The organism is Pseudomonas sp. GW460-12-10-14-TSB1 (genome assembly GCF_017349775.1).
Lineage (GTDB): Bacteria > Pseudomonadota > Gammaproteobacteria > Pseudomonadales > Pseudomonadaceae > Aquipseudomonas > Aquipseudomonas piscium.
Window position 1 is genome coordinate 84,350 of record NZ_JACNAC010000002.1, and the last position, 21,684, is coordinate 106,033.

The window sequence follows — 21,684 nt, forward strand, 5'->3', positions numbered from 1 at the left end:
CCCTTGGCCGCTGCTGAAGAAGCCACTTCGCCATCATCGCCACAGATACGCACAACAACGGTGCGCCACTGCCCGGCGCGATGCGCGAAAAGCGTGCATCTGCGCCTGCCGATTGACTATAGACAGTGCGTGATACACTGCCCGCCATTGTTTTCAGGACACTCCCCATGCTCGCGCCCAAAGACCTCCTCGATGCCCTGAGCGGCCATGCCGCCCGTCTGTTCAGCGGCGACACCCCACTGCCCCGCGCCGAAATCGAAAGCCAGTTCAAGGCCCTGCTGCAAAGCGGCTTCAGCAAGCTGGACCTGGTCAGCCGGGAAGAATTCGACAGCCAGATGGTCGTCCTGGCCCGCACCCGCGCCCGCCTGGAAAGCCTGGAGGCGAAGGTGGCCGAGCTGGAAGCCAAGCTCAATCCGAGCGAGCAATAACCACCTCGACCGCGCTCCTGCGCATAGGCTCGACCGGGCAACGCCTGCCATCGGTCGAGCCGGGCCCTGCCAGCAAAGATTTTCCGCCCCGCCCGTTCATTTCCCCCCTACTCCGCCGATAACATGTCCAGCGTTTGCGATCCTGGCCACCCCTGGGCGAGTCATGCCCCACAACACCGCCAAGCAACGCGAACGCTTGCCTCGACTTAATTGCACCAGGTAGCCCTATGACCGCGCCAAAACCCTTCAGCCGCTTGGCCTTCTTCGTCCATACCGCCGAGATGCTCAATCACTATCAGGCAGTCTGGAGCCTGCTCGGGGCCGACGCTTTCGATGTGGTCCTGCATGGCACCCATGAAGAGCGCGCGCAAAGCCGCGAACTGATCGGTGGCCTGGGTTACAGCTGCCACGGCAGCCTGGATGTGATCAAGGCCAACCACCGCTATGACGTGGTGGTCTCCAACCACAGCATGTACGACCACGGCTCCCAGCCGATGATCAAGGCGCTGGGCCATCGGCAGGTGCGCTTCATGTACGCCCTGGGCAAGTACAAACACAACTTTTCCAGCTGGAACCGGCACTACGACCTGATTCTGTGCTTCGGCCCCTGGCAGGCCGAGCGCCTGCGCGAATGCTGCGATGCCGTGACCTTCCAGATGGGTTACCCGCGCTACGACGCCTACTTCCGCGAAACCTCGCTGCAAGGCCAGCACCCGGCGGACCTGGGCCTGGACCCGACGAAAAAGACGGTGCTGTGGCTGCCGACCTGGCTGGAGCTGTCGTCGATCAGCCGCTTCGCCGACGCCATGGCCGGGTTGTGCGATCGCTACAACGTCATCGTGAAGACCCACCCGCTGTCGGTCGAGGCCGATCCCGAGGCGCTGAAACTGCTCGAGCAATACCCGTTCACCGCGGTGATTACCCGCGTCTACGACAACCTCACCCTGTTCCGTTGCGCCGACTATGTGGTTTCGGACTACGGCGGAACCGCGTTCGGCGCCCTGTACCTGGACAAGAACCTGCTGCTGTTGAACGTGCCGGACGCCGAGCAGGATGCACTGACCGGCGAGGAATCGCCCGATGTGCTGCTGCGCAACGACATCGTCAACCTCGACCCCGAGGCGCGCTGGCAACTGGCCAACCTGCTGGGGGACGAGAGCCTCTGGCAACAGCAGGCCGCGGTCCGTCAGCGCCTGCGTCGCCATTACTTCGCTCCCAGCTATGGTTTCTCGGCGGAGCTGGCGGTACTGGCGCTGCGCAACATCGAAAACATACTCAAGCAGGGGTGAAGCCATGGTGATCTGGCTGGTCGGCATGTCAGGAGCGGGCAAAACCACGATTGGCCGGGCCCTGTATGCCAGCCTGAAAGCGCAGCGGCCGCAGACCGTGTTCGTCGACGGCGACGAGATTCGCGCGCTGTTTCGCCATGACCAGCGGGCGGACGCCTACAGCGTCGCCGGACGCCGGGTCAACGCCGAACGGATCCAGGCCCTGTGCGGCTGGCTCGATAGCCAGGGCATCGATGTGGTCTGCTGCATCCTGTCGATGTTCCAGGACATCAGCGACGACAACCGCCAGCGTTTCTCCAGCTACCGGGAAGTGTTCGTCGATGTGCCGCTGAGCACCCTGGTCAGCCGTGACAACAAGGGGCTGTATCAGTCCGCCCTGCGGGGCGAACAGAGCAACGTGGTGGGCGTGGATATCGAGTATCCACCGCCGCAACGCCCGGACCTGGTGCTGCACAACCGTCACGAGCCCGACGACATCCCGGGCTATGTGGAACGTATTCGCCAGCTCTGTGGGTATCCACCATCATGCTGAACTACGCCTACAGCGACGGGGACCTGCTGGAAAACCCGCAGGCCTATCGCTACAGCAGCTTCCAGGGCGAAGCCTTCGTCGACGCCTGGCGCGCCTCGCGCCTGGCCGCATGTGCCCACCTGCCAGCGCCGGCCTTGCCTACGCTACATCCACAAGGCCCGGCGCACGCCAATGACAGCACGGCGCTGCTGGGCCATCTGTGCCTGGAAATGCGCACAGGCGCTGGAGTCTCCGGCCCGCTGGCGGCCTACTGGCTGCCGCGCCTGCTGAAGAAATTCGAAGTGAGCAAACGCCTGTATGCCGGCTACGAAGCCGAGGCTCCGCACCGCCCGCTGCCCCATAGCAGCTATGGGGCCGTACCGCCTTACCTGTTGCTGGCCGAATGCATGCTGCACGGCTGGCAGGCGAGCGGCGCGGCCTATTACCTCAGTGGCCTGCTCAAGTTGACGGATACCCTGGTGTCGCAGCAGGGCCGCCTCGACCCGGACCAGGGTGCCTACCTGGCCTGGCTGCTGACCCAGGAACAACAAGTGCTGACCACAGTCGCCCGGGAGGCCGGCTTATGAGTCGCGCGCGCCTGCTGATCCTCTGCGCCCGCACCGCGCGCTCGGTCGCCTACCTGCAAGGCTTGGCGGCCGCCGGTATCGAACCTGAAGCGGTGATTGTCTACGGCCAGGGCGGCGGCGCGTTGCAAACCACCCGCGAGTTGCAGGTACAGCCACTCGCGGGGCTGTTCTGCCCGGACCTGAGCCAAGACATCGACACCTGCCTGGCCGCCCTGGACTGGCCCCACGAGATATGTCCCGCCCAAACTCTCGACGACCCGCAACTGCTCGCACTTATTGCCCGCCAGGCGCCGGACCTGCTGGTCTACTCCGGCTACGGCGGGCAACTGGTGCCGGCGGCCCTGCTGAGTCGCTACCCAGTGCTGCATATCCACTCCGGCTGGCTGCCGGACTATCGCGGCAGCACCACCCTGTACTACCAGATCATCGAACAGCGCGAATGCGCCGCCAGCGCCCTGCTGCTCGATGAGCAGATCGACACCGGCCCGGTACTGGCGCGCAAGGCCTATCCCCTGCCCCCGCCTGGCATGGACGTCGACTACCTGTATGACAATGCGATCCGCGCCGACCTGCTGGTGGAAGTCCTGAGCCACTGGCGGCGCGAAGGCGCTCAGGCCCTGCGTCCCCTGCCGGCCGAGGCCGAAAAGCCGCCCTACTTCATCATTCACCCGCTGCTCAAACACCTGGCCCTGCTGGCGGTGGACAAGCACGAGGACACACCATGAACCGGGCCGCCGAAAACATCGTTCGTTTCGGGACCAAATCCGAAACCCTGGAGCGCCTGCAACCACGGGTCACCCGCTCGCGGATCCTGCCGCTGTACTTCTTCACCGCCCGGCAGTGGCGGGACGACCCCGCTGACGTGCTGCAGAACATTGCCCGGCTGGAGCATGGCGGCTTTTTCGTGATCGTGCGCAGCAGCGCGCAGAACGAAGACAGCGTCAACAGTTCCATGGCCGGCCTGTTCACCAGTTGCCTGAATGTCAGTATTACCGACCCTCGGGCCTTGAGTGTCGCCATCGAACAGGTGATCGCGTCCTTTGCCGAGCACTGCTGCGAGGACAACCAGGTCCTGATCCAGCCGATGCTGACCTCGATCCAGATGAGCGGCGTGGTGATGACCCACGACCTGGAGCATGGCGCCCCTTATTACGTGGTGAACTACGACGATGAGAGCGGCCTGACCGATACCATCACCGGCGGCCAGGGCATCCAGAAAACCGTGCTGGTCTACCGCGACACCGAGAGTGCCCAGTTGCGCTCCCCACGCCTGCAGGCGGTGATCGACGCCTGCCGGGAGCTGGAAGCGCTCTGTGGCAACGTGCCGCTGGACATCGAATTCGCCGTCGACCGCCACCAACAGGTGTATGTGTTGCAGGTACGGCGCATCACGCTGTGCAACACCTGGCACCCGGTCACCGAACGGCGGGTGGCGCGCCAGCTCGAGCACATCCAGCGCTTCCTGGCCAAACGCCTGGCGCCCCAGGCCGGCCTGTATGGCGACAGCACCCTGCTGGGGGTGATGCCCGACTGGAATCCGGCGGAAATCATCGGCACCACCCCACGCCCGCTGGCAGCCTCGCTGTATCGGCGCCTGGTGACGGATTCGACCTGGCGCGAAGCCCGCGCCCTGATGGGTTATCACCACCCGCGGCACCAGGCCCTGATGGTGATGCTCGGCCATCACCCGTATATCGATGTGCGCTGCAGCTTCAACTCATTCCTGCCGGCGGGCCTGGAGCCAGGGTTGTGTACAAAGCTGGTCAACGCCTGGCTGCAGCGCCTGCAGGCCCACCCGCAATGGCACGACAAGGTCGAGTTCGAAGTCGTCCAGACCTGCCTGGACTTCACTTTCGATGCCGACTTCGCCGAGCGTTATGGCGACAGCCTCAGCACCGCCGAACAACGGACCTATCGCTCGGCCCTCGACCAACTGACGCTGCGGGTGCTGAGCGGTGACGGCGCCGGCGCCCTGCCGCCCTTGCTGGATCAGGTGCGCGCTCACGAGCGCCAGCAGCAAAGCCGCCGTCTCGATGCCCTGCCGGCCGACCTCGACAGCATCCACCGCCTGCTGCTGGACTGCCGCGAGCAAGGTACGCTGCCGTTCGCCATGCTGGCCCGGCATGCATTCATCGCCGAAGCCCTGCTGCGCTCGGCCTGCCGCCGAGGCGCCCTGAGCACCGAGCGCCTGCTGGCCTGGAAGCAGTCGATCCACACCGTCACCACCGAACTGACCCGCGAATACGCCCAGGTCTGCGCCGACGCCCGGACACTGCCAGCCTTCGTCGCCAAATTCGGCCATCTGCGACCTGGTACCTACGACATCACCTCATTGCGTTATGACGAACGCCACGACCTGTTCGCTGCCGCAACCGTCGAGCTGGGTCATGGCGCAAGCCTGCAGGCGGCATTCCAGCTGCACCCCGAAGAACGCCAGGCCCTGCAGCAGTTGATCGACGAACAAGGCTGGCCGCTGTCGACCGAACACCTGCTGGATTACGCCAGCCAGGCCATCCAGGCCCGGGAATACGCCAAGCTGGTGTTCACCCGGGATTTGTCCGATGCCCTGCAACTGCTGGTGAGCTGGGGCGCCGACGTCGGCCTGGCCAGGGAAGACCTGTCCTTTCTCGATATCCACCCGCTGCTCGACAGCCTCACCACGCCGCTGATGGACGACACCGACCGGGTCCTGCTGGAGGCGGCCAGCCAGGCGCGACGCAGTTATGAACAGGGCATCTCGCTGAAGCTCGGGCACCTGATCAGCGCGGTCGACGATGTATTCGTCGCGCCGCTGCATCGCAGCCTGCCCAACTTCATCACCCGGCAGAACGTCGAAGCCATCGGCATGGAATTGCGCCAGGACACCCCGGCCTCGGCGCCGCTCAAGGGCAAGATCGTCTGCATCGAAAATGCCGACCCCGGCTACGACTGGGTCTTCACCCGCGGCATCGCCGGGCTGGTCACCCAATACGGCGGGGCCAACTCGCACATGGCCATCCGCTGCGCCGAGTTCGGCATCCCGGCGGCCATCGGCTGCGGCGAACAGTTGTTCAACCGGATCCTGCGCAGCCCGCGCATCGCCCTCAATTGTCGCGACAAGACCCTGAACCCGGTGCAGCCATGAAACGTCTCGGTATCACCCTGAGAACCTGCAACCCCCAGGCCTACCACGAACCGCGCGACGGCCTGGCCAGGGACTGGTACCGCTTTTTCGCCGAGCTTGGCTGCGGCAACCAATGGCTGCTGCTGCCTAACCTGGGCGAGGACACCGTGGCCTATGCCCGTGCCCAGGGCGTGCAAGGCGTGATCTTCAGCGGTGGCGACGACCTCGGCGGCGACCTGTTGCGCGACCAGAGCGAACAGGCGCTGCTGGCCCACTGCGTGGCCGAGCGGTTGCCGGTGCTGGGGGTCTGCCGCGGTCTGCAACTGATCCACAGCTTTTTCGGCGGCCGGTTGGCCGATGCCGACCGCGACGTGCACGTCGCGCAACGCCACCTCATCACCTTGCTGGCCGCCGACGAGCTGCCCTGGCTACAGGGCCAGGCCGCTTCGCGCTCGGTCAATTCCTTCCACGGCAAACAGTTGCTCGACCCGCTGCCCGCCGCCCTGCGCCCCTGGGCCCTGGACGCTGCCGGGACCTGCGAGGCCCTGGTGCATGCCAGCCTCAAGGTGGCCGGCATCATGTGGCATCCCGAGCGCGAAGCAGCGCTGGACGAAGCCGATCGACAACTGTGCCAATGGCTCTTTGAGTGACCTGACATGAAAGCCGTAATTCTCGCCGCCGGCCGCGGTTCCCGCCTGAAAGACCTGACCGCCGCGCAACCCAAGCCCCTGGCCCGCCTGGCTGGCAAGCCGCTGCTCGAATGGCAGCTGCAAGCCCTGGAAAACGCCGGGGTCGACGAGGTGCACCTGGTCAGCGGTTATTGCAGCGAAGCCCTTGAAGGCTATGGCCAGAGCCGGCTGTACAACCCGCATTGGGCCAGCAGCAACATGGTGCGCAGCCTGATGCGCGCCGATGCCCTGCTGTCCAGCGAACCGACCCTGGTGTGCTACGGCGATATCGTCTACCGCCCGGACATCGTCCGTGACCTGATGGCCTCCCAGGCCCCCCTGAGCATCACCTACGACCTCGACTGGTGGGACCTGTGGTCGGCGCGCTCCGATGATCCCCTCAGCGACGCCGAAAGCTTCCGCCAACAGGCAGGCCAACTGCTGGGCATCGGTGAAAGGGTCGCCAGCCGCGAGGAAATCGAGGGCCAGTACATGGGCCTGCTGAAATTCACCCCCGCAGGATGGCGCCAGGTCCAGGCACTGCTGTCCGGCATGAACGACCCGCAGATCGACAAACTGGACATGACCAGCCTGCTGCGCGCCCTGCTCCAGGCCGGCACTGCCATCGCCACTGTGGCCATTCGCGGCGGTTGGGTGGAAGTCGACAACCAGTCGGACATCGCCCTGTACGAACAGCACATCGCCCAACCAGGCTGGTCCCACGACTGGCGCGGCTGAGCCGCCCGCCGCAACATCCCGAGTCTATTTGCCGACGCTGCTTAGCCCTGGCCGGGGCTAGGCTTGCACAACCGCAGGACGCGGTTTCCCAGCCTCAAGGAACGAGTCATGTCTCTGGCCATTGTCCACAGCCGTGCCCAGACCGGCGTGCAAGCGCCGGCCGTGTCGGTCGAAGTCCATCTGGCCAACGGCCTGCCGGCCCTGACCCTGGTGGGCCTGCCCGAAGCGGCGGTCAAGGAAAGCAAGGACCGGGTGCGCAGCGCCATTCTCAATGCCGGCTTCGATTTTCCGGCCCGGCGCATCACCCTCAATCTCGCCCCGGCCGACCTGCCCAAGGACGGCGGGCGCTTCGACCTGGCAATCGCCCTGGGCATTCTCGCCGCCAGCGTGCAGGTACCGACCCTGGCCCTAGAGAATGTCGAATGCCTGGGCGAACTGGCACTTTCCGGCGCGGTTCGCCCGGTGCGCGGCGTGCTGCCAGCGGCCCTGGCCGCGCGCCAGGCCGGACGCACGCTGATGGTGCCGCGTGCGAATGCCGAGGAAGCCTGCCTGGCCTCGGGACTGAAGGTGATCGCCGTCGAGCATTTGCTGGAAGCCGTCGCCCACTTCAACGACCACACCCCGATCGAGCCCTACGCCTCGGACGGCCTGCTCTACCAGAACCGGCCCTACCCCGACCTAAATGAAGTGCAGGGCCAACTGGCTGCCAAACGCGCGCTGCTGGTGGCCGCGGCCGGTGCGCACAACCTGCTGTTCAGCGGCCCGCCGGGCACTGGCAAGACCTTGCTGGCCAGCCGCCTGCCCGGCCTGTTGCCGCCACTGGAGGAACAGGAAGCCCTGGAAGTGGCCGCCATCCAGTCGGTCACCAGCCACATTCCCCTGAGCCACTGGCCACAGCGGCCGTTTCGCCAGCCTCATCACTCTGCGTCAGGGCCGGCACTGGTGGGCGGAGGCTCGAAACCGCAACCTGGGGAAATCACCCTCGCCCACCACGGAGTTTTGTTCCTTGACGAGTTGCCGGAATTTGACCGCAAGGTACTGGAGGTGCTGCGCGAGCCGCTGGAGTCGGGGCAAATCGTCATTGCCCGGGCCCGCGACCGGGTGCATTTTCCCGCACGCTTCCAGCTGGTAGCGGCAATGAACCCCTGCCCCTGTGGATATCTTGGCGAGCCCAGTGGCCGTTGCCGCTGCACCCCGGAGCAGATCCAGCGTTATCGCAACAAGCTCTCCGGGCCGCTGCTCGACCGCATCGACCTGCACCTGACCGTGGCCCGGGAAAGCACCGCCCTCAACCCCAAGCCCCAGGCTGGGGATAACACCGCGCAAGCCGCGGCCCTGGTGGCCCGCGCCCGGGAGCGGCAACAACGGCGCCAGGGTTGCGCCAATGCCTTTCTCGATCTGCCGGGCCTACGCCGGCATTGCCAGTTATCCACAACCGACGAGCACTGGCTGGAAACCGCCTGCGAACGCCTGACCCTGTCCCTGCGCGCCGCCCACCGCCTGCTCAAGGTCGCCCGCACCCTGGCGGACCTCGAGCAGGCCGAGCAGATCAGCCGCGAGCACCTGGCCGAAGCGCTGCAATACCGGCCGGCCGCGAGCTGAGGAGGATCACTCCTGGCTCAGGTCCACCAGTGGCGTCGGCCGTACTTCGGTCTGCCGGCCGTTCTGGATCTGGCTGATCTCGGCCAGGGACTTATCCACAGCCGCCTTGTCGGCCAGCAGGCTGTAGCGGATCTGGAATTGCTTGCTCTGCCTGGCCTCGATGGTCGGCACCAGGCCCAGAGGGCGCTGGTAGCGACGGTTGTAGGAGAAACTGGTGCCCGGCTCCAAGCCGGTCACATAGCCCTGGCTTTGGGTATCGGTGTTTTTCCACAGGGAGAACACCGGCAACTGCCGGGTATTGAAGCCCACCGCCACGCCGAGGCTGCCAACCTTGTTGTGCAGAACCGTCAGGGTATCGCCCTGGGCATCGGCGTAAGGCACCAGGTTGTAGACGGTCTCGTCGTAATCCCGGGTCGGGCCGCGGTAGGTCTGCCAATCGGCAAGGTCGGCCTTGGCCTTGTCATTGAAGGGCGATACTTGCTTCACCGGTGCGGCGAACTTCGCGCCCTCTTCGAGGAACGGCGTGCTGAAATTGCTGTGATACAGCGCCTGGTATTCCTTCGGGTAGTCGCCGTTGTTGGTCAGGGTGTCGTTGAGGGCAAAACTGACGCTGCCCGGCTCGGTCACCAGCTCGGTGGCCACCGAGAAATCGACCTTCTTGAACGCCTGCTCCTTGAGCTCGCCGCGCAGGCTGATGGCATACGGCGGCTTCTCGTCGATATGCAGGGTGACCTTGTTCGCCGGGATGTTCGCCGCGCGACCGTGCAGGGTCAGCAGCTCGCCGTTATCCATGCCCGGATGCCCGACCCACTCGTAGCCGCAGCGGGTCACCAGTTCGTTGAAGCCTTCCAGCCAGCCCAGGCCGCCGCGACCGTTGAGTTCGATGAACGCCGGGTTGACCACCTCCTTGACCGGCGAGTCCCAACCCATGCGCACCGTGCCGACGGAGGCCTGCAGCACATTCATGCCGCGGGTCGGCACTACCGAGAGCTTCATCGCACCGTTGTCGATATCGACGATGCTCACCCCCTCCTGCCGCCCGCCATGCAGGGTGCGCAAGGTCACGGAAAAGGGCTTGGCGGTTTTCACCCCCAGCTGTGCGCTGGTGATATGAAAGTCCTGGGCGGCCTTGTCGGTATCGAGCAGGACATAGTCCCAGGCCATGGCGTGGGAAGCAGCGGTGAACGCGGAAAGAGCGACCAGCAGTCTGAGCGGTGTCATGGGGGAGTGCCTTTATTGGAGTTGTAGGATTTTTATAGCGCTGATGAATCGTTTCAGCAACCTAATTTCCGCAACCGATCGGCACACTCGAACACCTCTCCAGGGCTCAGCGAATCCTCAATAACAACTCGACCACTTCCATCACCTCATCCATCGCCGCTGCGGCGGCCTCGGCCGAGGGCCGCAGCAACAGGCCATCGGCATAACCCATGATCTGGGCGAAGATCTGCCGGGCTGCGCGCGCGGGTGATGCGCACTGGAACACCTGGGCCTGCACGCCGGCTTCGATAATGCTGGTGAGCATGGCCTGCCACTGCTCATCCACCTTCTGGTAGGCCTCGGCCAGCGCGGTGTCGTGCATGGCTTCATCCCAGGCATCGAGCCACAGCGCCCAGCTGTCTTCGGCAGAAACCGGCAGGCAATCGCGCAGGAATCCATGCAGGGCCGCAAGCGGCGGCAAGCCAACCAGGGGCGCGCCTACAGCGTCCAGTTGCTCGTTGGCAAAACGCACGAAAGCTTCGCGACGCAATTCATTCCAGTCGCTGAAGTAGTGATAGATGTGGCTACGGGACAGGCCGGCGTAGTCTGCCAGGTCACGGGTGGAAACAGCGGCGAAGCCCTTGCTGAGAAACAGCTCCAGAGCAGCGGCGATGATCTGGTCTTTGCGGTCGGTACGGGACATGCGGGCATTACCTCAGGGCGCCGGCGGATCGACGGCGCTTGCGTTTTGAGCGGTCGCTCAAATACTATTGAGCAGTCGCTCAATAATAGCGTTTATCTTCCATCCGGTGCACTCATGTCAGCCGTTACCCCGCAAGTCCTGATCGATGAAAGCAAAAAAATCGGCCAGCAATCCGCCAGTCAGACCCTGAAAGCCATTGCCCGCGCCTACCCCGGCAAGCTGTTCTGCACCTTGTCGCTGGTAGCGCTGGAGAACGCGTTGCTGCTGGCCTACCCGCTGTTTGCCGGGTTCGCCGTGGACTCGATCATTCGCGGCGACGCCGGCAGCGCCCTGGTCTATGCCCTGGTGGTGCTGGCGTTCTGGGTGGTCGGGGCCGCGCGGCGGGCGGTGGATACCCGTACCTTCACGCGGATCTACGCCGACCTCGCGGTGCCGGTGATCCTCAACCAGCGCCTGCAGAACCAGAGCACCTCGACCGCCGCGGCGCGGGTGGTGCTGGCCCGGGAGTTCGTCGACTTCTTCGAGAAGCACGTACCGACCATCGCCACCGCGCTGGTCTCGATTGTCGGTGCGGCGGTGATGTTGCTGGTGATCGAACCTTGGGTCGGCCTGGCCTGTCTGGTGGCCTTGCTGCTGTGCGTGACCCTGCTGCCGCGTTTTGCCCGGCGCAATCAGGAGCTGCATGAGCGCCTGAACGACCGGCTGGAAAAGGAAATCGGCCTGGTGGCCAAGGTCGGCGCCACGTCCCTGCAACGGCACTACCGGCTACTGTCGCGGCTGCGGATCTGGCTGTCGGACCGCGAGGCGGCGGCCTATCTGCTGCTCGGCTCGGCGGCCGCGCTGCTGTTCGTGATCGCCATCAGCCAGCTGGCCCTGACCGAAGGGGTCAAGGCCGGGCACGTGTACGCGGTGATGACCTACCTGTGGACCTTTGTCAGCAGCCTGGATGAAGCGCCGACCATGGTCGATCAGCTCGCACGCCTGCGGGATATCGGCAAGCGGGTGGACCCGGGGCTCGCCGAACCGGACGAGCCCCGCTGAAACATTAGAACGGCCGGATGCGATAGCCGTTGCCATCCTTGGCTTCGGCGAACTTGTAATACGCCGACAGATTGACCTTCTCGGCGATGTGCTGGGTGAATGGCACGCCGTCATCACCCCACACCCGACCGATGTGGCTGTAGGCAAAGGCTTGTGCGGCCCACTGTTTGTCGCCCTTGCCCATGTTGTTCATGGCCACGTAACCGGACGACGTCCTGGACATGCCGCTGACCTCGCCACTGACATCGTTCTGGCCGTTGGTGACCGGTGAAATGAACACCTTGGCGCTGGTGGTTCGGGCTTCGGCGTATTGCGAGAGCTTCTGGTTCTCCGAGTGGTTGAGCACCAGCAGCACCTTGCCCTGCAGTTGGCTAGCGGTCGGCCAGGACTTGCCCTTGAGCGAGCCCTGCAAGGCACTGCTGCTGACACCCAGGTGCCGGGCCAGGTCGCCCGGGGTATAGAGCTTGCCCTGGAAAATCCGGCTGACCAGATCATCGAAGTCTTTCGGCGTACGCCCGGAGCTTTCCTTCGACCAGCCCTGCTTCTTGTCGAGGATCAGGGTAATCGGGAAGTGCCCGGGATGGCTGTCGCTCCAGAGCCTGATGTCGTTGAGGCAGGCCTCGAGATCGTTGGTGCCTTTGCCGTCGCCGGTGCAGTTGTTGTCATTGCCGGACTGGAACAGGGTGCCGGGGTTGTGCCGCACGAACCAGTGACCGGCCGAACCACCGGTGACCGCATCGCGCTGGTCCCAGAAATCCAGCTCCAGGGTGCGCACGCTGTCGAGCACACTGGTGAAGGTGCTGGCGTACTGTTTTTCGTAGCAGTTATGGCACGCCACCTGGGCGATAGCGTTGAAGGCGCTGTACCAGGAAGCCGGAGAAATGAATCCCGCGGCCTCCTGGCTGGACGCCATCTGGCTGGACAGCGCCAGGGGCAGTACGGCTGTACGGAGGGCAAAACGAGTGAGACGGGACATGTCAGCTCCTGCCGGGAAGGCATCCTGTAGGGAAATTGCCCCTATGTTTTAGCCCAGCCCCACGCATTTGCAATCGGCCTCCCCGCCGGTGCCCAGCGGCCACGCGATCGGAGCACGCGACCGGTATCAACGGAACCGATCGACCTCCTGGCGCAAGTCCGCCGCCAGCCTCTCCAGTTCCTTGGCGGTGATCGCCAGATTCGACACCACTTCGCGCTGTTCGCTGTTGGCCAGGGCAATGCTCTGCAGGTTGCTGCTGAGCAGGGTCGCGGTGCTGCTCTGCTCCTGGGTCGCGGTGGTGATCGCGGCGAACTGCTGGCCGGCCGAACGGCTCTGCTCGTCGATTCGGGCCAGGGCCGAGGCGACATTGGCGTTGCGCGACAGGCCTTCCTGCATCAACACATTGCCCTGCTCCATGGTGGCGATGGCGTTGCCGGTTTCCTGCTGGATGCTGTTGATCATCCCCGAGATTTCATCGGTGGCTTCGCGGGTCCGCGACGCCAGGTTGCGCACTTCATCGGCAACCACGGCAAAACCGCGACCTTGTTCGCCGGCGCGCGCGGCTTCGATGGCGGCGTTGAGCGCCAGCAGGTTGGTCTGGTCGGCAATCGCGGTGATCACCCCGACGATGCCGCCGATTTCCTCGGAACGCTGGCCCAGGGTATTGATCACGGTGGCAGTGCTGTTCAAGGCGCCGGCGATCTGCTCCAGCGAAGCCGAAGCTTCTTCCATCGAGGTACGGCCGATCCGGGTCTGCTGGGCATTTTCCTGGGCCAGGCGTTCGGTGTTGCCCATGTTGTCGGCGATGTTCAGCGAGGTGGCGCTGAACTCCTCCACCGCCCCGGCCATGCTGCTGATTTCGCCCGACTGCTGCTCCATGCCCTCGTACGCCCCGCCCGAAAGCCCGGACAGCGCCTGGGCCCGACCATTGACCTCCTCGGCGGCCTTGCGGATGTGCTCGACCATGGTCGACAGGGCCTGGCCCATCTGGTTGAAGCTGCTCGCCAACTGGCCGATTTCATCCTGGCTGGAGACATTCAGGCGCGCGCTCAGATCGCCTTTGCCCAAAGCGTCGGCCTGGCGCACCAGGTCGCCCAGGGGCGCAAGCTTGCTGCGCAGCAGCCAGACCGTGGCGCCCACCGCCAGCAGCATCGCCAACAGGCTGCCGATGACCAGGCGCGTACCGACGCTCCAGGTCACCGCACGGATCTCGGCCTTCGGCATGCTCGCCACCACCGACCAGGGCCCGCCTTCGAAGGGAACGGCGACGCTGTAGAAGTCCTCGCTCTTGTCGCTCCAGAAGCGGCCCTTGCCCGGCTGCCTGGCCAGTTCGGTAATGGTCGTTGCCGACTGCTCCAGGGCCTGCACGCCAGCCGGCGGCACCAGCCATTTATGCTGCTCGTCGAGCAACGCCAGGGAGCCGGTCTGGCCAATGCGGAAGCGCTTGAGGTTGTCGAACTGGGCGTTCTGCGCGTCGGTGTAGTCGAAGCCGACGAACAACACCGCAATCACCTTGCCGGCGCTGTCCCGCACCGGCGTGTACTGGGTCATGTACAGACGCTCGAAGAGCAGCGCGCGACCGACATAGCTCTGCCCCGCCATGAGTTTCTGGTAGGCCGGGTGCGCGTGGTCCAGCAGGGTGCCGATGGCGCGACTGCCATCCTGCTTGCTCAGCGAAGTACTGACGCGGACGAAGTCGTCGCCGCTGCGCACGAACACCGTCGCCACGCCGGCGGTCATCTGCTTGAACTCGTCGACTTCCTCGAAGTTGTTGTTCAACACCACGTCACCCAGGTGCAGGCCCGGGGTCTGGGTACCGGCCACGGTCACCGGCTGGTCCGGGTGCAGGCTCAGGCCACCGCTGAAACGCTTTTCGAACAGCCCGCTCAGGCGTTGGGTGCTTTCGCGCAGGGTGCTGTGGAAGGTATTGAGCTGGTCGGCCAGCAGCCGTGCCTCACTGGCCAGGTGTTCTTCCCGGGTGGCGAGGTTGGCGGCGTCCAGCGAGCGCAGGGCGAAGACAGTACTGCCGCTGATCACGATCGCCAGTACCACGGCGAGTGCGAGACCAAGCTGCGAGGCGATCCGGGCACGAGGTTGAGGCATGACAGCTCCTGGCCGAGAGACCGGATCGTCCTGATCTCGTCACACGCTCGGCAATGGTTCTAATAAGAATGAGATGTCGGAACCGATCAGAACGAAGGTTCCACTTCCAAGGATTCGGCGGCGGCGATCAATACTTGAGCGCATCGGACAGGTATTGCGCGAGCCCCTTGTCACGGGGTTTTCATCGTTTCAGCCGAGACGCTCCACGTCGGGCAATTGCATGGCCCGGACCTCGTTCTGGAGAAAGTCGCTGAGGCGGCGCAAACGTTCGCCTCCAGGCCGGGTCTTGGGCCAGACCAGGTAGTAATTCTCGCCACTGGCCACCGCCGTCGGCCAGGGCAGGCTCAGGCGTCCCTGGGCCACATCCTCGGCCACCATCAGCAGATCGCCCATGGAAACCCCGTAGCCCCGGGCTGCGGCGATCATGCCCAGTTCCAGGGTATCGAACACCTGCCCGCCCTTGAGCGATACTTGCTCGGACAGGCCCATGCGCTCCAGCCAGTTGCGCCAGTCGCGGCGATCCGGGGTCGGGTGCAACAGCTCGGTGGCCGCCAGTCGCGCCACATCCCACGGCTGGTCGTTGAGCAGGTTGGGCGCGCCCACCGGGATCAGCAATTCCGGAAACAGGTAGCTGGCCTCCCAGTCCGGCGGAAAATGGCCGTTGCTCAGCAGCACCGCGCAGTCGAAGGGCTCCTGGTTGAAGTCCACCGAATCGACGTCCATCCAGGCGCTGGTCAGTTGCACCTCGTTGCCCGGTTGCAGATGACGGAAGCGGCTCAGGCGCGCCAGCAACCAGCGCATGGTCAGGGTCGAGGGCGCCTTCATGCGCAGGATGTCGTCTTCGGCGCGCAGGGTATTGCAGGCGCGCTCGAGGGCGGTGAAACCTTCGCGAATGCCTGGCAACAGCAGGCGCGCGGCTTCGGTCAGTTGCAGGTTGCGCCCGCTGCGCTGGAACAGCCGACAGGTGAAGTGGTCTTCCAGGGTACGGATATGCCGGCTGACCGCGCTCTGGGTGATCGACAGTTCCTCGGCTGCGCGGGTGAACGAGCTGTGTCGCGCCGCGGCCTCAAAGGCGCGCAAGGCATACAGGGGCGGAAGACGACGGGGCATGGCAGCACTCCACAGGCGCAATGGCGCCAAGTTACCAGAATCCACCAAGCATGAGTTTTAATCATGCCACCAATCGTTTTTATCCCTTTGTGCAACTCGCCGCGAGCGCCGAGAATCAACCCTCTTAACTCCCTCCCCCGTATCGAGACCGATGACCATGCAGCATCCAGCACGCACCGAACTCTGGGCCATCCTGCGGCTGGCCGGGCCGCTGATCGCCTCACAGTTGGCGCACATGCTGATGGTGCTGACCGACACCCTGATGATGGCCCGCCTCAGCCCGGAAGCCCTGGCCGGCGGCGGTCTCGGCGCGGCCACCTATTCGTTCGTGTCGATCTTCTGCATCGGCGTGATCGCGGCGGTCGGTACCCTGGTCGCGATTCGCCAGGGCGCCGGCGACATCGAAGGCGCCACCCGCCTGACCCAGGCCGGGCTCTGGCTGGCGTGGCTGATGGCGCTGGTCGCCGGCCTGCTGCTGTGGAACCTCAAGCCGGTGTTGCTGCTGTTCGGCCAGACCGAAACCAACGTGCAGTCCGCCGGCCAGTTCCTGCTGATCCTGCCGTTCGCCCTGCCCGGCTACCTGAGCTTCATGGCCCTGCGCGGCTTCACCAGCGCCATCGGCCGCGCCACGCCGGTGATGGTCATCAGCCTGGCCGGCACTGTGGCCAACTTCCTGCTCAATTACGCCTTGATCACCGGCATGTTCGGCCTGCCGAAACTGGGGCTGGTGGGGATCGGCCTGGTCACCGCGATCGTCGCCAATTGCATGGCCCTGGCGCTGGCCTGGCACATCAAGCGCCACCCGGCCTACGCCGCCTACCCGCTGCGCCAGGGCCTGGCGCGGCCCAATCGCCACTACCTGCGGGAACTCTGGCGCCTGGGCCTGCCCATCGGCGGCACCTACGCGGTGGAAGTCGGGCTGTTCGCCTTCGCCGCGCTGTGCATGGGCACCATGGGCAGCACCCAGCTGGCGGCGCACCAGATCGCCCTGCAGATTGTCTCCGTGGCCTTCATGGTGCCGGCCGGGATCTCCTACGCGATCACCATGCGCATCGGCCAGCACTACGGCGCCGGGCAGCTGTTGCACGCGCGTATGGCCGGCCGGGTCGGGATCGCCTTTGGCGGCGCGGCCATGCTGGGTTTCGCCATGATTTTCTGGCTGCTGCCGAACCAGTTGATCGGGCTGTTCCTCGACCATAACGACCCGGCCTTTCGTGATGTGATCAACCTCGCGGTCAGCCTGCTGGCGGTCGCGGCCTGGTTCGAGCTGTTCGACGGCACGCAGACCATCGCCATGGGCGCGATTCGCGGGCTCAAGGACGCCAAGACCACCTTCCTCGTGGGCCTGGGCTGCTATTGGCTGATCGGTGCGCCGGCGGCCTGGTTGATGGCCTTCACCCTGGGCTGGGGCGCGACCGGAGTGTGGTGGGGCCTGGCATCGGGGCTGGCGTGCGCCGCCATCAGCCTGACCCTGGCCTTCGAATGGAAGATGCAACGGATGATTCGCCGGGAAGGCACGGAACCCGCGCCACGGGATAACTTCCAGACCGCCCAGGATTCGCTGTAGCTGCAGGAGCCCGATTGCGCCTGCAGCTATGGCGGGGTGCCGTCAGATGACCTCGCCGGCCAGGGCCTGCTGGCTTCTGCCAAACGTCAGGTATTCCACCAGTTCCGCCAGCGGCAGCGGCTTGCTGATCAGGTAGCCCTGCGCCTGATCGCAACCGAAGCTGCGCAGCAGCGCCAGTTGCTCGGGGGTTTCCACGCCTTCGGCCACCACCTCGAGATGGAGGTTGTGGGCCAGGTTGATCATGGCGTGCACCAGCTTGCGGTTCTCTTCGCGCTGCTCCATGCCGCCGACAAAGCTCTTGTCGATCTTGAGCAGGGCAATCGGCAGGCTGTTGAGGTGCACGAAAGACGAGAACCCGGTGCCGAAGTCGTCCAGGGAAAACCGCACCCCCAGACGCCCCAGCGCATCCATGGTCTGCTTGACCAGGTCACTGCGGCGCATCACCGCGGTTTCGGTCAGCTCGAATTCCAGCCATTGCGCCTCGACACCCCGCTCGGCAATCAGCCGGCTGAGGGTCGACAGCAACTGGCTGTCCTGGAACTGGCGGAACGACAGGTTGACCGCCATGTGCAGCGGCGCCAGGCCGCGTTCGCGCAGGGCCTGCATGTCGCGCAGCGCCCGGGAAATCACCCAGTAGCCCAGCGGCACGATCAGGCCGCTCTGCTCGGCCAGCGGCACGAACTCGCTCGGCGGCAATAGCCCGCGCTCGCCATGGCGCCAGCGCACCAGGGCTTCGAGGCCGACGATCTGCCCGTCATGCAGGTTCAGACGCGGCTGGTAGTGCAGCTCCAGCTCGTCGCGGCGCAAGGCCCGGCGCAGTTCGCTTTCCAGGTCGGCGAGACTGCGGGCATTGCGGTTGATGCGTTCGTTGAAAATATGAAAGGTACAGCCCTGGGTACTTTTGGCCTGCTGCATGGCGATGTGCGCGTGCCACATCAGCGGGTCGGCGCCGGCATTCGCCCTGGCGTGGGCGATGCCCAGGCTGCAGCCGATCAACAGGCTTTCACCGTCGATCCAGTACGGCTCGGCCATGACTTCGGCGATGCGTTCGGCCATCCACTCGGCGCGTTGCGGCGCCCGGCGGGTATCGATCAGCAGGGCGAATTCGTCGCTGCCCAGGCGCGCCAGCTGGTCCCCGGCCTCAAGCTGGCTCTTGAGCCGCGAGACCACTTGCAGGATCAACCGGTCGCCGGCCTGGTGGCCCAGCGCATCGTTGGCATGCCGGAAGTTGTCCAGGTCCAGGTGCCCCAGCGCCAGCCCGCGTCCTTCGTTTTCCGCCAGGCGCGCCGCCAGCAGGGTCTGGAAACCCTGGCGGTTGGCGATGCCGGTCAAAGGGTCCTGCTCGGCCAGACGCAACAGGGTGCTTTCCAGCACCCCGCGTTCACGCACATGGCGCAGGCAACGGCGCACTGTATCGGCGCTGAGACTTTTACTCACCAGCCAGTCGCTGGCGCCGGCTGGCGTGTTCAGCGGCTCCTGCTCCAGCAGCAATACCGTGGGCAGGCTGCAACGACCGGGAGCCGGTTGCAGTTGGGGAACGGTTAACAGAATCGCAGAGCGATCTTCGTCGAACAGACGGCTGACAGATTCCCAGGTCGGCGCACTGATCAGCACCACCGAGTCTCCCAACGGAGCGAGACACTCGCGCAACAACGCTGCCCACGCCGGCTCTTCGGCCAGCAGCAGCAAGCGCAAGGGTTCGACAGGCTTAGACAAGCTAGCTCCCTAGACTCTGTAATAGAAGTTGGCGGCGGGCATTATGACGCGTAGATAAACAATGACAAATGATATTGATTATCAAACGCAATTTCTTGTACCGCTCTAACTCGAACATTAGACGCATATTCAGCGCGCATCCTGAGGGAAAGTATCAAAACCGGCAAATTTAGATAGCGTGCTGCGTCACAAGTCGGAGAGAGCAGCAGAATCCGTTCATCCTGTTAAAATGCCCGCCCATTTCGTTACAGACCCCTTTTTTCGTCATGTCCCGACTCAATCCCCGGCAGCAAGAAGCCGTGAACTACGTCGGCGGCCCTCTTTTGGTGCTCGCCGGTGCTGGCTCCGGCAAGACCAGTGTAATCACGCGCAAGATCGCCCACCTGATCCAGAACTGCGGCATTCGCGCGCAGTACATCGTCGCCATGACCTTCACCAACAAGGCCGCGCGGGAGATGAAGGAACGGGTCGGCACCCTGCTGCGCAGTGGCGAGGGCCGCGGCCTGACCGTGTCGACCTTCCACAACCTGGGGCTGAACATCATCCGCAAGGAGCATGTGCGGCTGGGCTACAAGCCGGGCTTCTCGATCTTCGACGAGACCGACGTCAAGGCCCTGATGACCGACATCATGCAAAAGGAATACTCGGGCGACGACGGCGTCGACGAGATCAAGAACATGATCGGTGCCTGGAAGAACGACCTGATCCTGCCGGCCCAGGCCCTGGAAAACTCGCGCAACCCCAAGGAACAGACCGCGGCCATCGTCTACACCCACTACCAGCGCACGCTCAAGGCGTTCAACGCGGTGGACTTCGACGACCTGATCCTGCTGCCGGTGAAGCTGTTCGAGGAACACGCCGACATCCTGGAGAAGTGGCAGAACAAGGTGCGCTACCTGCTGGTGGACGAATACCAGGACACCAACGCCAGCCAGTACCTGCTGGTGAAAATGCTCATCGGCAAGCGCAACCAGTTCACCGTGGTGGGCGACGACGACCAGTCAATCTACGCCTGGCGCGGCGCCCGCCCGGAAAACCTGATGCTGCTCAAGGAGGACTACCCGTCCTTGAAGGTGGTGATGCTCGAGCAGAACTACCGCTCCACCAGCCGCATCCTGCGCTGCGCCAACGTGCTGATCTCCAACAACCCCCACGAGTTCGAGAAACAGCTGTGGAGCGAGATGGGCCATGGCGACGAGATCCGTGTGATCCGCTGCCGCAACGAGGACGCCGAGGCCGAGCGGGTGGCCATGGAAATCCTCAGCCTGCACCTGCGCACCGACCGGCCCTACAGCGATTTCGCGATCCTCTATCGCGGCAACTACCAGGCCAAGCTGATCGAGCTGAAGCTGCAGCATCACCAGATTCCCTATCGCCTGTCCGGCGGCAACAGCTTCTTCGGGCGCCAGGAAGTGAAGGACCTGATGGCCTACTTCCGCCTGATCGTGAACCCGGACGACGACAACGCCTTCCTGCGGGTGATCAACGTGCCGCGCCGGGAAATCGGCTCCACCACCCTGGAAAAACTCGGCAACTACGCCACCGAACGCAAGATCTCGATGTACGCCGCCACCGACGAAATTGGCCTGGGCGAGCACCTGGACAGCCGCTTCACCGACCGCCTGGCGCGCTTCAAGCGCTTCATGGACAAGGTGCGCGAGCAGTGCGCCGGCGAAGACCCGATCTCTGCCCTGCGCAGCATGGTCATGGACATCGACTACGAGAACTGGCTGCGCACCAACAGCTCCAGCGACAAGGCCGCCGACTACCGCATGGGTAACGTGTGGTTCCTGATCGAGGCGCTGAAGAACACCCTGGAAAAAGACGAAGACGGCGAAATGACCGTCGAAGACGCCATCGGCAAGCTGGTGTTGCGCGACATGCTGGAACGTCAGCAGGAAGAGGAAGACGGCGCCGAAGGCGTGCAGATGATGACCCTGCATGCGTCCAAGGGCCTGGAATTCCCTTATGTGTTCATCATGGGCATGGAGGAGGAAATCCTCCCCCACCGCTCCAGTATCGAAGCCGATACCATCGAGGAAGAACGCCGCCTGGCCTACGTGGGCATCACCCGCGCGCGCCAGACCCTGGCTTTCACCTTCGCCGCCAAGCGCAAGCAGTACGGTGAAGTCATCGACTGCGCCCCCAGCCGCTTCCTCGACGAATTGCCGCCGGACGACCTGGCGTGGGAAGGCAACGACGACACCCCGACCGAAGTCAAAGCCGTTCGCGGCAATAACGCGCTGGCGGATATACGGGCGATGTTAAAGCGCTAGAATCGAACACTTTTTAACCGCAGCATTTTTAACCGAACACCTTTTATCAGAGCTCAGGCGCCCAAG

At 64.5% G+C, this 21,684-nt stretch carries 18 protein-coding genes; 12 read left to right on the forward strand and 6 right to left on the reverse strand.

What is annotated here, in order from left to right; all coding sequences use genetic code 11:
• The first annotated feature begins 167 nt into the window (after window positions 1-167).
• The 9 genes from J4D52_RS01910 (at window position 168) to J4D52_RS01950 (ending at window position 8,926) form a co-directional block, all read left to right on the forward strand.
• Window positions 168-428, forward strand: a complete 261-nt coding sequence (locus J4D52_RS01910; RefSeq protein WP_007926648.1) for an accessory factor UbiK family protein — start codon at window positions 168-170, stop codon at window positions 426-428.
• A 227-nt stretch (window positions 429-655) separates the two neighbouring features.
• Window positions 656-1,717 carry a CDP-glycerol glycerophosphotransferase family protein gene (locus tag J4D52_RS01915; RefSeq protein WP_063433377.1) on the forward strand — a complete coding sequence of 354 codons (1,062 nt, stop codon included), beginning with the start codon at window positions 656-658 and terminating at the stop codon, window positions 1,715-1,717.
• 4 nt (window positions 1,718-1,721) lie between these two features.
• Entirely contained in the window at window positions 1,722-2,249 is a 528-nt protein-coding gene (locus J4D52_RS01920) for an adenylyl-sulfate kinase (protein ID WP_102676153.1), read from the forward strand.
• Window positions 2,243-2,815: a hypothetical protein gene (locus J4D52_RS01925; protein WP_102676152.1), complete on the forward strand. Its 573-nt coding sequence runs from the start codon at window positions 2,243-2,245 to the stop codon at window positions 2,813-2,815. The genes J4D52_RS01920 and J4D52_RS01925 overlap by 7 nt, the downstream gene beginning before the upstream one ends.
• A complete protein-coding gene (locus tag J4D52_RS01930; protein ID WP_102676151.1) occupies window positions 2,812-3,540 on the forward strand; it encodes a formyltransferase family protein in 729 nt (242 codons plus the stop codon). Before J4D52_RS01925 ends, J4D52_RS01930 begins: the two co-directional genes overlap by 4 nt.
• Window positions 3,537-5,939, forward strand: coding sequence for a PEP-utilizing enzyme (locus J4D52_RS01935; RefSeq protein WP_102676150.1), 2,403 nt, complete (start codon window positions 3,537-3,539; stop codon window positions 5,937-5,939). Before J4D52_RS01930 ends, J4D52_RS01935 begins: the two co-directional genes overlap by 4 nt.
• On the forward strand, window positions 5,936-6,568 hold the full coding sequence (locus J4D52_RS01940) for a gamma-glutamyl-gamma-aminobutyrate hydrolase family protein (RefSeq protein ID WP_102676149.1): 633 nt from the start codon (window positions 5,936-5,938) through the stop codon (window positions 6,566-6,568). Before J4D52_RS01935 ends, J4D52_RS01940 begins: the two co-directional genes overlap by 4 nt.
• A gap of 6 nt (window positions 6,569-6,574) precedes the next feature.
• Window positions 6,575-7,324 (forward strand): phosphocholine cytidylyltransferase family protein, encoded by a 750-nt coding sequence (locus tag J4D52_RS01945; protein WP_102676148.1) that lies wholly within the window; start codon window positions 6,575-6,577, stop codon window positions 7,322-7,324.
• A 108-nt stretch (window positions 7,325-7,432) separates the two neighbouring features.
• Complete coding sequence (locus J4D52_RS01950; protein WP_102676147.1) at window positions 7,433-8,926, forward strand: YifB family Mg chelatase-like AAA ATPase; 1,494 nt, start codon at window positions 7,433-7,435, stop codon at window positions 8,924-8,926.
• A 6-nt stretch (window positions 8,927-8,932) separates the two neighbouring features.
• Here J4D52_RS01950 and J4D52_RS01955 read toward each other — a convergent pair whose 3' ends face one another.
• Window positions 8,933-10,147, reverse strand: a complete 1,215-nt coding sequence (locus tag J4D52_RS01955; RefSeq protein WP_025807036.1) for an aldose 1-epimerase family protein — start codon at window positions 10,145-10,147, stop codon at window positions 8,933-8,935.
• A gap of 106 nt (window positions 10,148-10,253) precedes the next feature.
• Window positions 10,254-10,829 carry a TetR/AcrR family transcriptional regulator gene (locus J4D52_RS01960; RefSeq protein WP_063433640.1) on the reverse strand — a complete coding sequence of 192 codons (576 nt, stop codon included), beginning with the start codon at window positions 10,827-10,829 and terminating at the stop codon, window positions 10,254-10,256.
• A gap of 114 nt (window positions 10,830-10,943) precedes the next feature.
• On the opposite strand from J4D52_RS01960, the gene J4D52_RS01965 reads away from it, so the two are divergent.
• Window positions 10,944-11,870 carry an ABC transporter six-transmembrane domain-containing protein gene (locus tag J4D52_RS01965; RefSeq protein ID WP_169915237.1) on the forward strand — a complete coding sequence of 309 codons (927 nt, stop codon included), beginning with the start codon at window positions 10,944-10,946 and terminating at the stop codon, window positions 11,868-11,870.
• Between the two features lie 4 nt (window positions 11,871-11,874).
• On the opposite strand, the gene J4D52_RS01970 is transcribed toward J4D52_RS01965, so the two are convergent.
• The 3 genes from J4D52_RS01970 to J4D52_RS01980 all read right to left on the reverse strand — a co-directional run bounded on the left by J4D52_RS01970 (window position 11,875) and on the right by J4D52_RS01980 (window position 16,059).
• Window positions 11,875-12,846, reverse strand: coding sequence for a Ca2+-dependent phosphoinositide-specific phospholipase C (locus tag J4D52_RS01970; RefSeq protein WP_063433384.1), 972 nt, complete (start codon window positions 12,844-12,846; stop codon window positions 11,875-11,877).
• 126 nt (window positions 12,847-12,972) lie between these two features.
• Window positions 12,973-14,949, reverse strand: a complete 1,977-nt coding sequence (locus J4D52_RS01975) for a methyl-accepting chemotaxis protein (protein WP_102676146.1) — start codon at window positions 14,947-14,949, stop codon at window positions 12,973-12,975.
• A 189-nt stretch (window positions 14,950-15,138) separates the two neighbouring features.
• A complete protein-coding gene (locus J4D52_RS01980) occupies window positions 15,139-16,059 on the reverse strand; it encodes a LysR substrate-binding domain-containing protein (protein WP_102676145.1) in 921 nt (306 codons plus the stop codon).
• Between the two features lie 157 nt (window positions 16,060-16,216).
• On the opposite strand from J4D52_RS01980, the gene J4D52_RS01985 reads away from it, so the two are divergent.
• Window positions 16,217-17,626, forward strand: coding sequence for a NorM family multidrug efflux MATE transporter (locus J4D52_RS01985; protein WP_173678522.1), 1,410 nt, complete (start codon window positions 16,217-16,219; stop codon window positions 17,624-17,626).
• A gap of 42 nt (window positions 17,627-17,668) precedes the next feature.
• Here J4D52_RS01985 and J4D52_RS01990 read toward each other — a convergent pair whose 3' ends face one another.
• A complete protein-coding gene (locus tag J4D52_RS01990) occupies window positions 17,669-19,342 on the reverse strand; it encodes a bifunctional diguanylate cyclase/phosphodiesterase (protein WP_025807030.1) in 1,674 nt (557 codons plus the stop codon).
• 266 nt (window positions 19,343-19,608) lie between these two features.
• On the opposite strand from J4D52_RS01990, the gene rep reads away from it, so the two are divergent.
• Window positions 19,609-21,618, forward strand: coding sequence for a DNA helicase Rep (gene rep / locus J4D52_RS01995; RefSeq protein WP_025807029.1), 2,010 nt, complete (start codon window positions 19,609-19,611; stop codon window positions 21,616-21,618).
• The last annotated feature ends 66 nt before the right edge of the window (window positions 21,619-21,684 follow it).

What these genes read in the sequence shown, in the direction of transcription:
- J4D52_RS01950 (WP_102676147.1), top strand. Translation starts at nt 7,433, where the DNA reads ATGTCTCTGGCCATTGTCCACAGCCGTGCCCAGACCGGCGTGCAAGCG.
- J4D52_RS01980 (WP_102676145.1), bottom strand. Translation starts at nt 16,059, where the DNA reads ATGCCCCGTCGTCTTCCGCCCCTGTATGCCTTGCGCGCCTTTGAGGCC.
- J4D52_RS01970 (WP_063433384.1), bottom strand. Translation starts at nt 12,846, where the DNA reads ATGTCCCGTCTCACTCGTTTTGCCCTCCGTACAGCCGTACTGCCCCTG.
- J4D52_RS01975 (WP_102676146.1), bottom strand. Translation starts at nt 14,949, where the DNA reads ATGCCTCAACCTCGTGCCCGGATCGCCTCGCAGCTTGGTCTCGCACTC.
- J4D52_RS01955 (WP_025807036.1), bottom strand. Translation starts at nt 10,147, where the DNA reads ATGACACCGCTCAGACTGCTGGTCGCTCTTTCCGCGTTCACCGCTGCT.
- J4D52_RS01985 (WP_173678522.1), top strand. Translation starts at nt 16,217, where the DNA reads ATGCAGCATCCAGCACGCACCGAACTCTGGGCCATCCTGCGGCTGGCC.
- J4D52_RS01930 (WP_102676151.1), top strand. Translation starts at nt 2,812, where the DNA reads ATGAGTCGCGCGCGCCTGCTGATCCTCTGCGCCCGCACCGCGCGCTCG.
- J4D52_RS01935 (WP_102676150.1), top strand. Translation starts at nt 3,537, where the DNA reads ATGAACCGGGCCGCCGAAAACATCGTTCGTTTCGGGACCAAATCCGAA.
- J4D52_RS01940 (WP_102676149.1), top strand. Translation starts at nt 5,936, where the DNA reads ATGAAACGTCTCGGTATCACCCTGAGAACCTGCAACCCCCAGGCCTAC.
- rep (WP_025807029.1), top strand. Translation starts at nt 19,609, where the DNA reads ATGTCCCGACTCAATCCCCGGCAGCAAGAAGCCGTGAACTACGTCGGC.
- J4D52_RS01925 (WP_102676152.1), top strand. Translation starts at nt 2,243, where the DNA reads ATGCTGAACTACGCCTACAGCGACGGGGACCTGCTGGAAAACCCGCAG.
- J4D52_RS01915 (WP_063433377.1), top strand. Translation starts at nt 656, where the DNA reads ATGACCGCGCCAAAACCCTTCAGCCGCTTGGCCTTCTTCGTCCATACC.
- J4D52_RS01960 (WP_063433640.1), bottom strand. Translation starts at nt 10,829, where the DNA reads ATGTCCCGTACCGACCGCAAAGACCAGATCATCGCCGCTGCTCTGGAG.
- J4D52_RS01920 (WP_102676153.1), top strand. Translation starts at nt 1,722, where the DNA reads ATGGTGATCTGGCTGGTCGGCATGTCAGGAGCGGGCAAAACCACGATT.
- J4D52_RS01910 (WP_007926648.1), top strand. Translation starts at nt 168, where the DNA reads ATGCTCGCGCCCAAAGACCTCCTCGATGCCCTGAGCGGCCATGCCGCC.
- J4D52_RS01965 (WP_169915237.1), top strand. Translation starts at nt 10,944, where the DNA reads ATGTCAGCCGTTACCCCGCAAGTCCTGATCGATGAAAGCAAAAAAATC.
- J4D52_RS01945 (WP_102676148.1), top strand. Translation starts at nt 6,575, where the DNA reads ATGAAAGCCGTAATTCTCGCCGCCGGCCGCGGTTCCCGCCTGAAAGAC.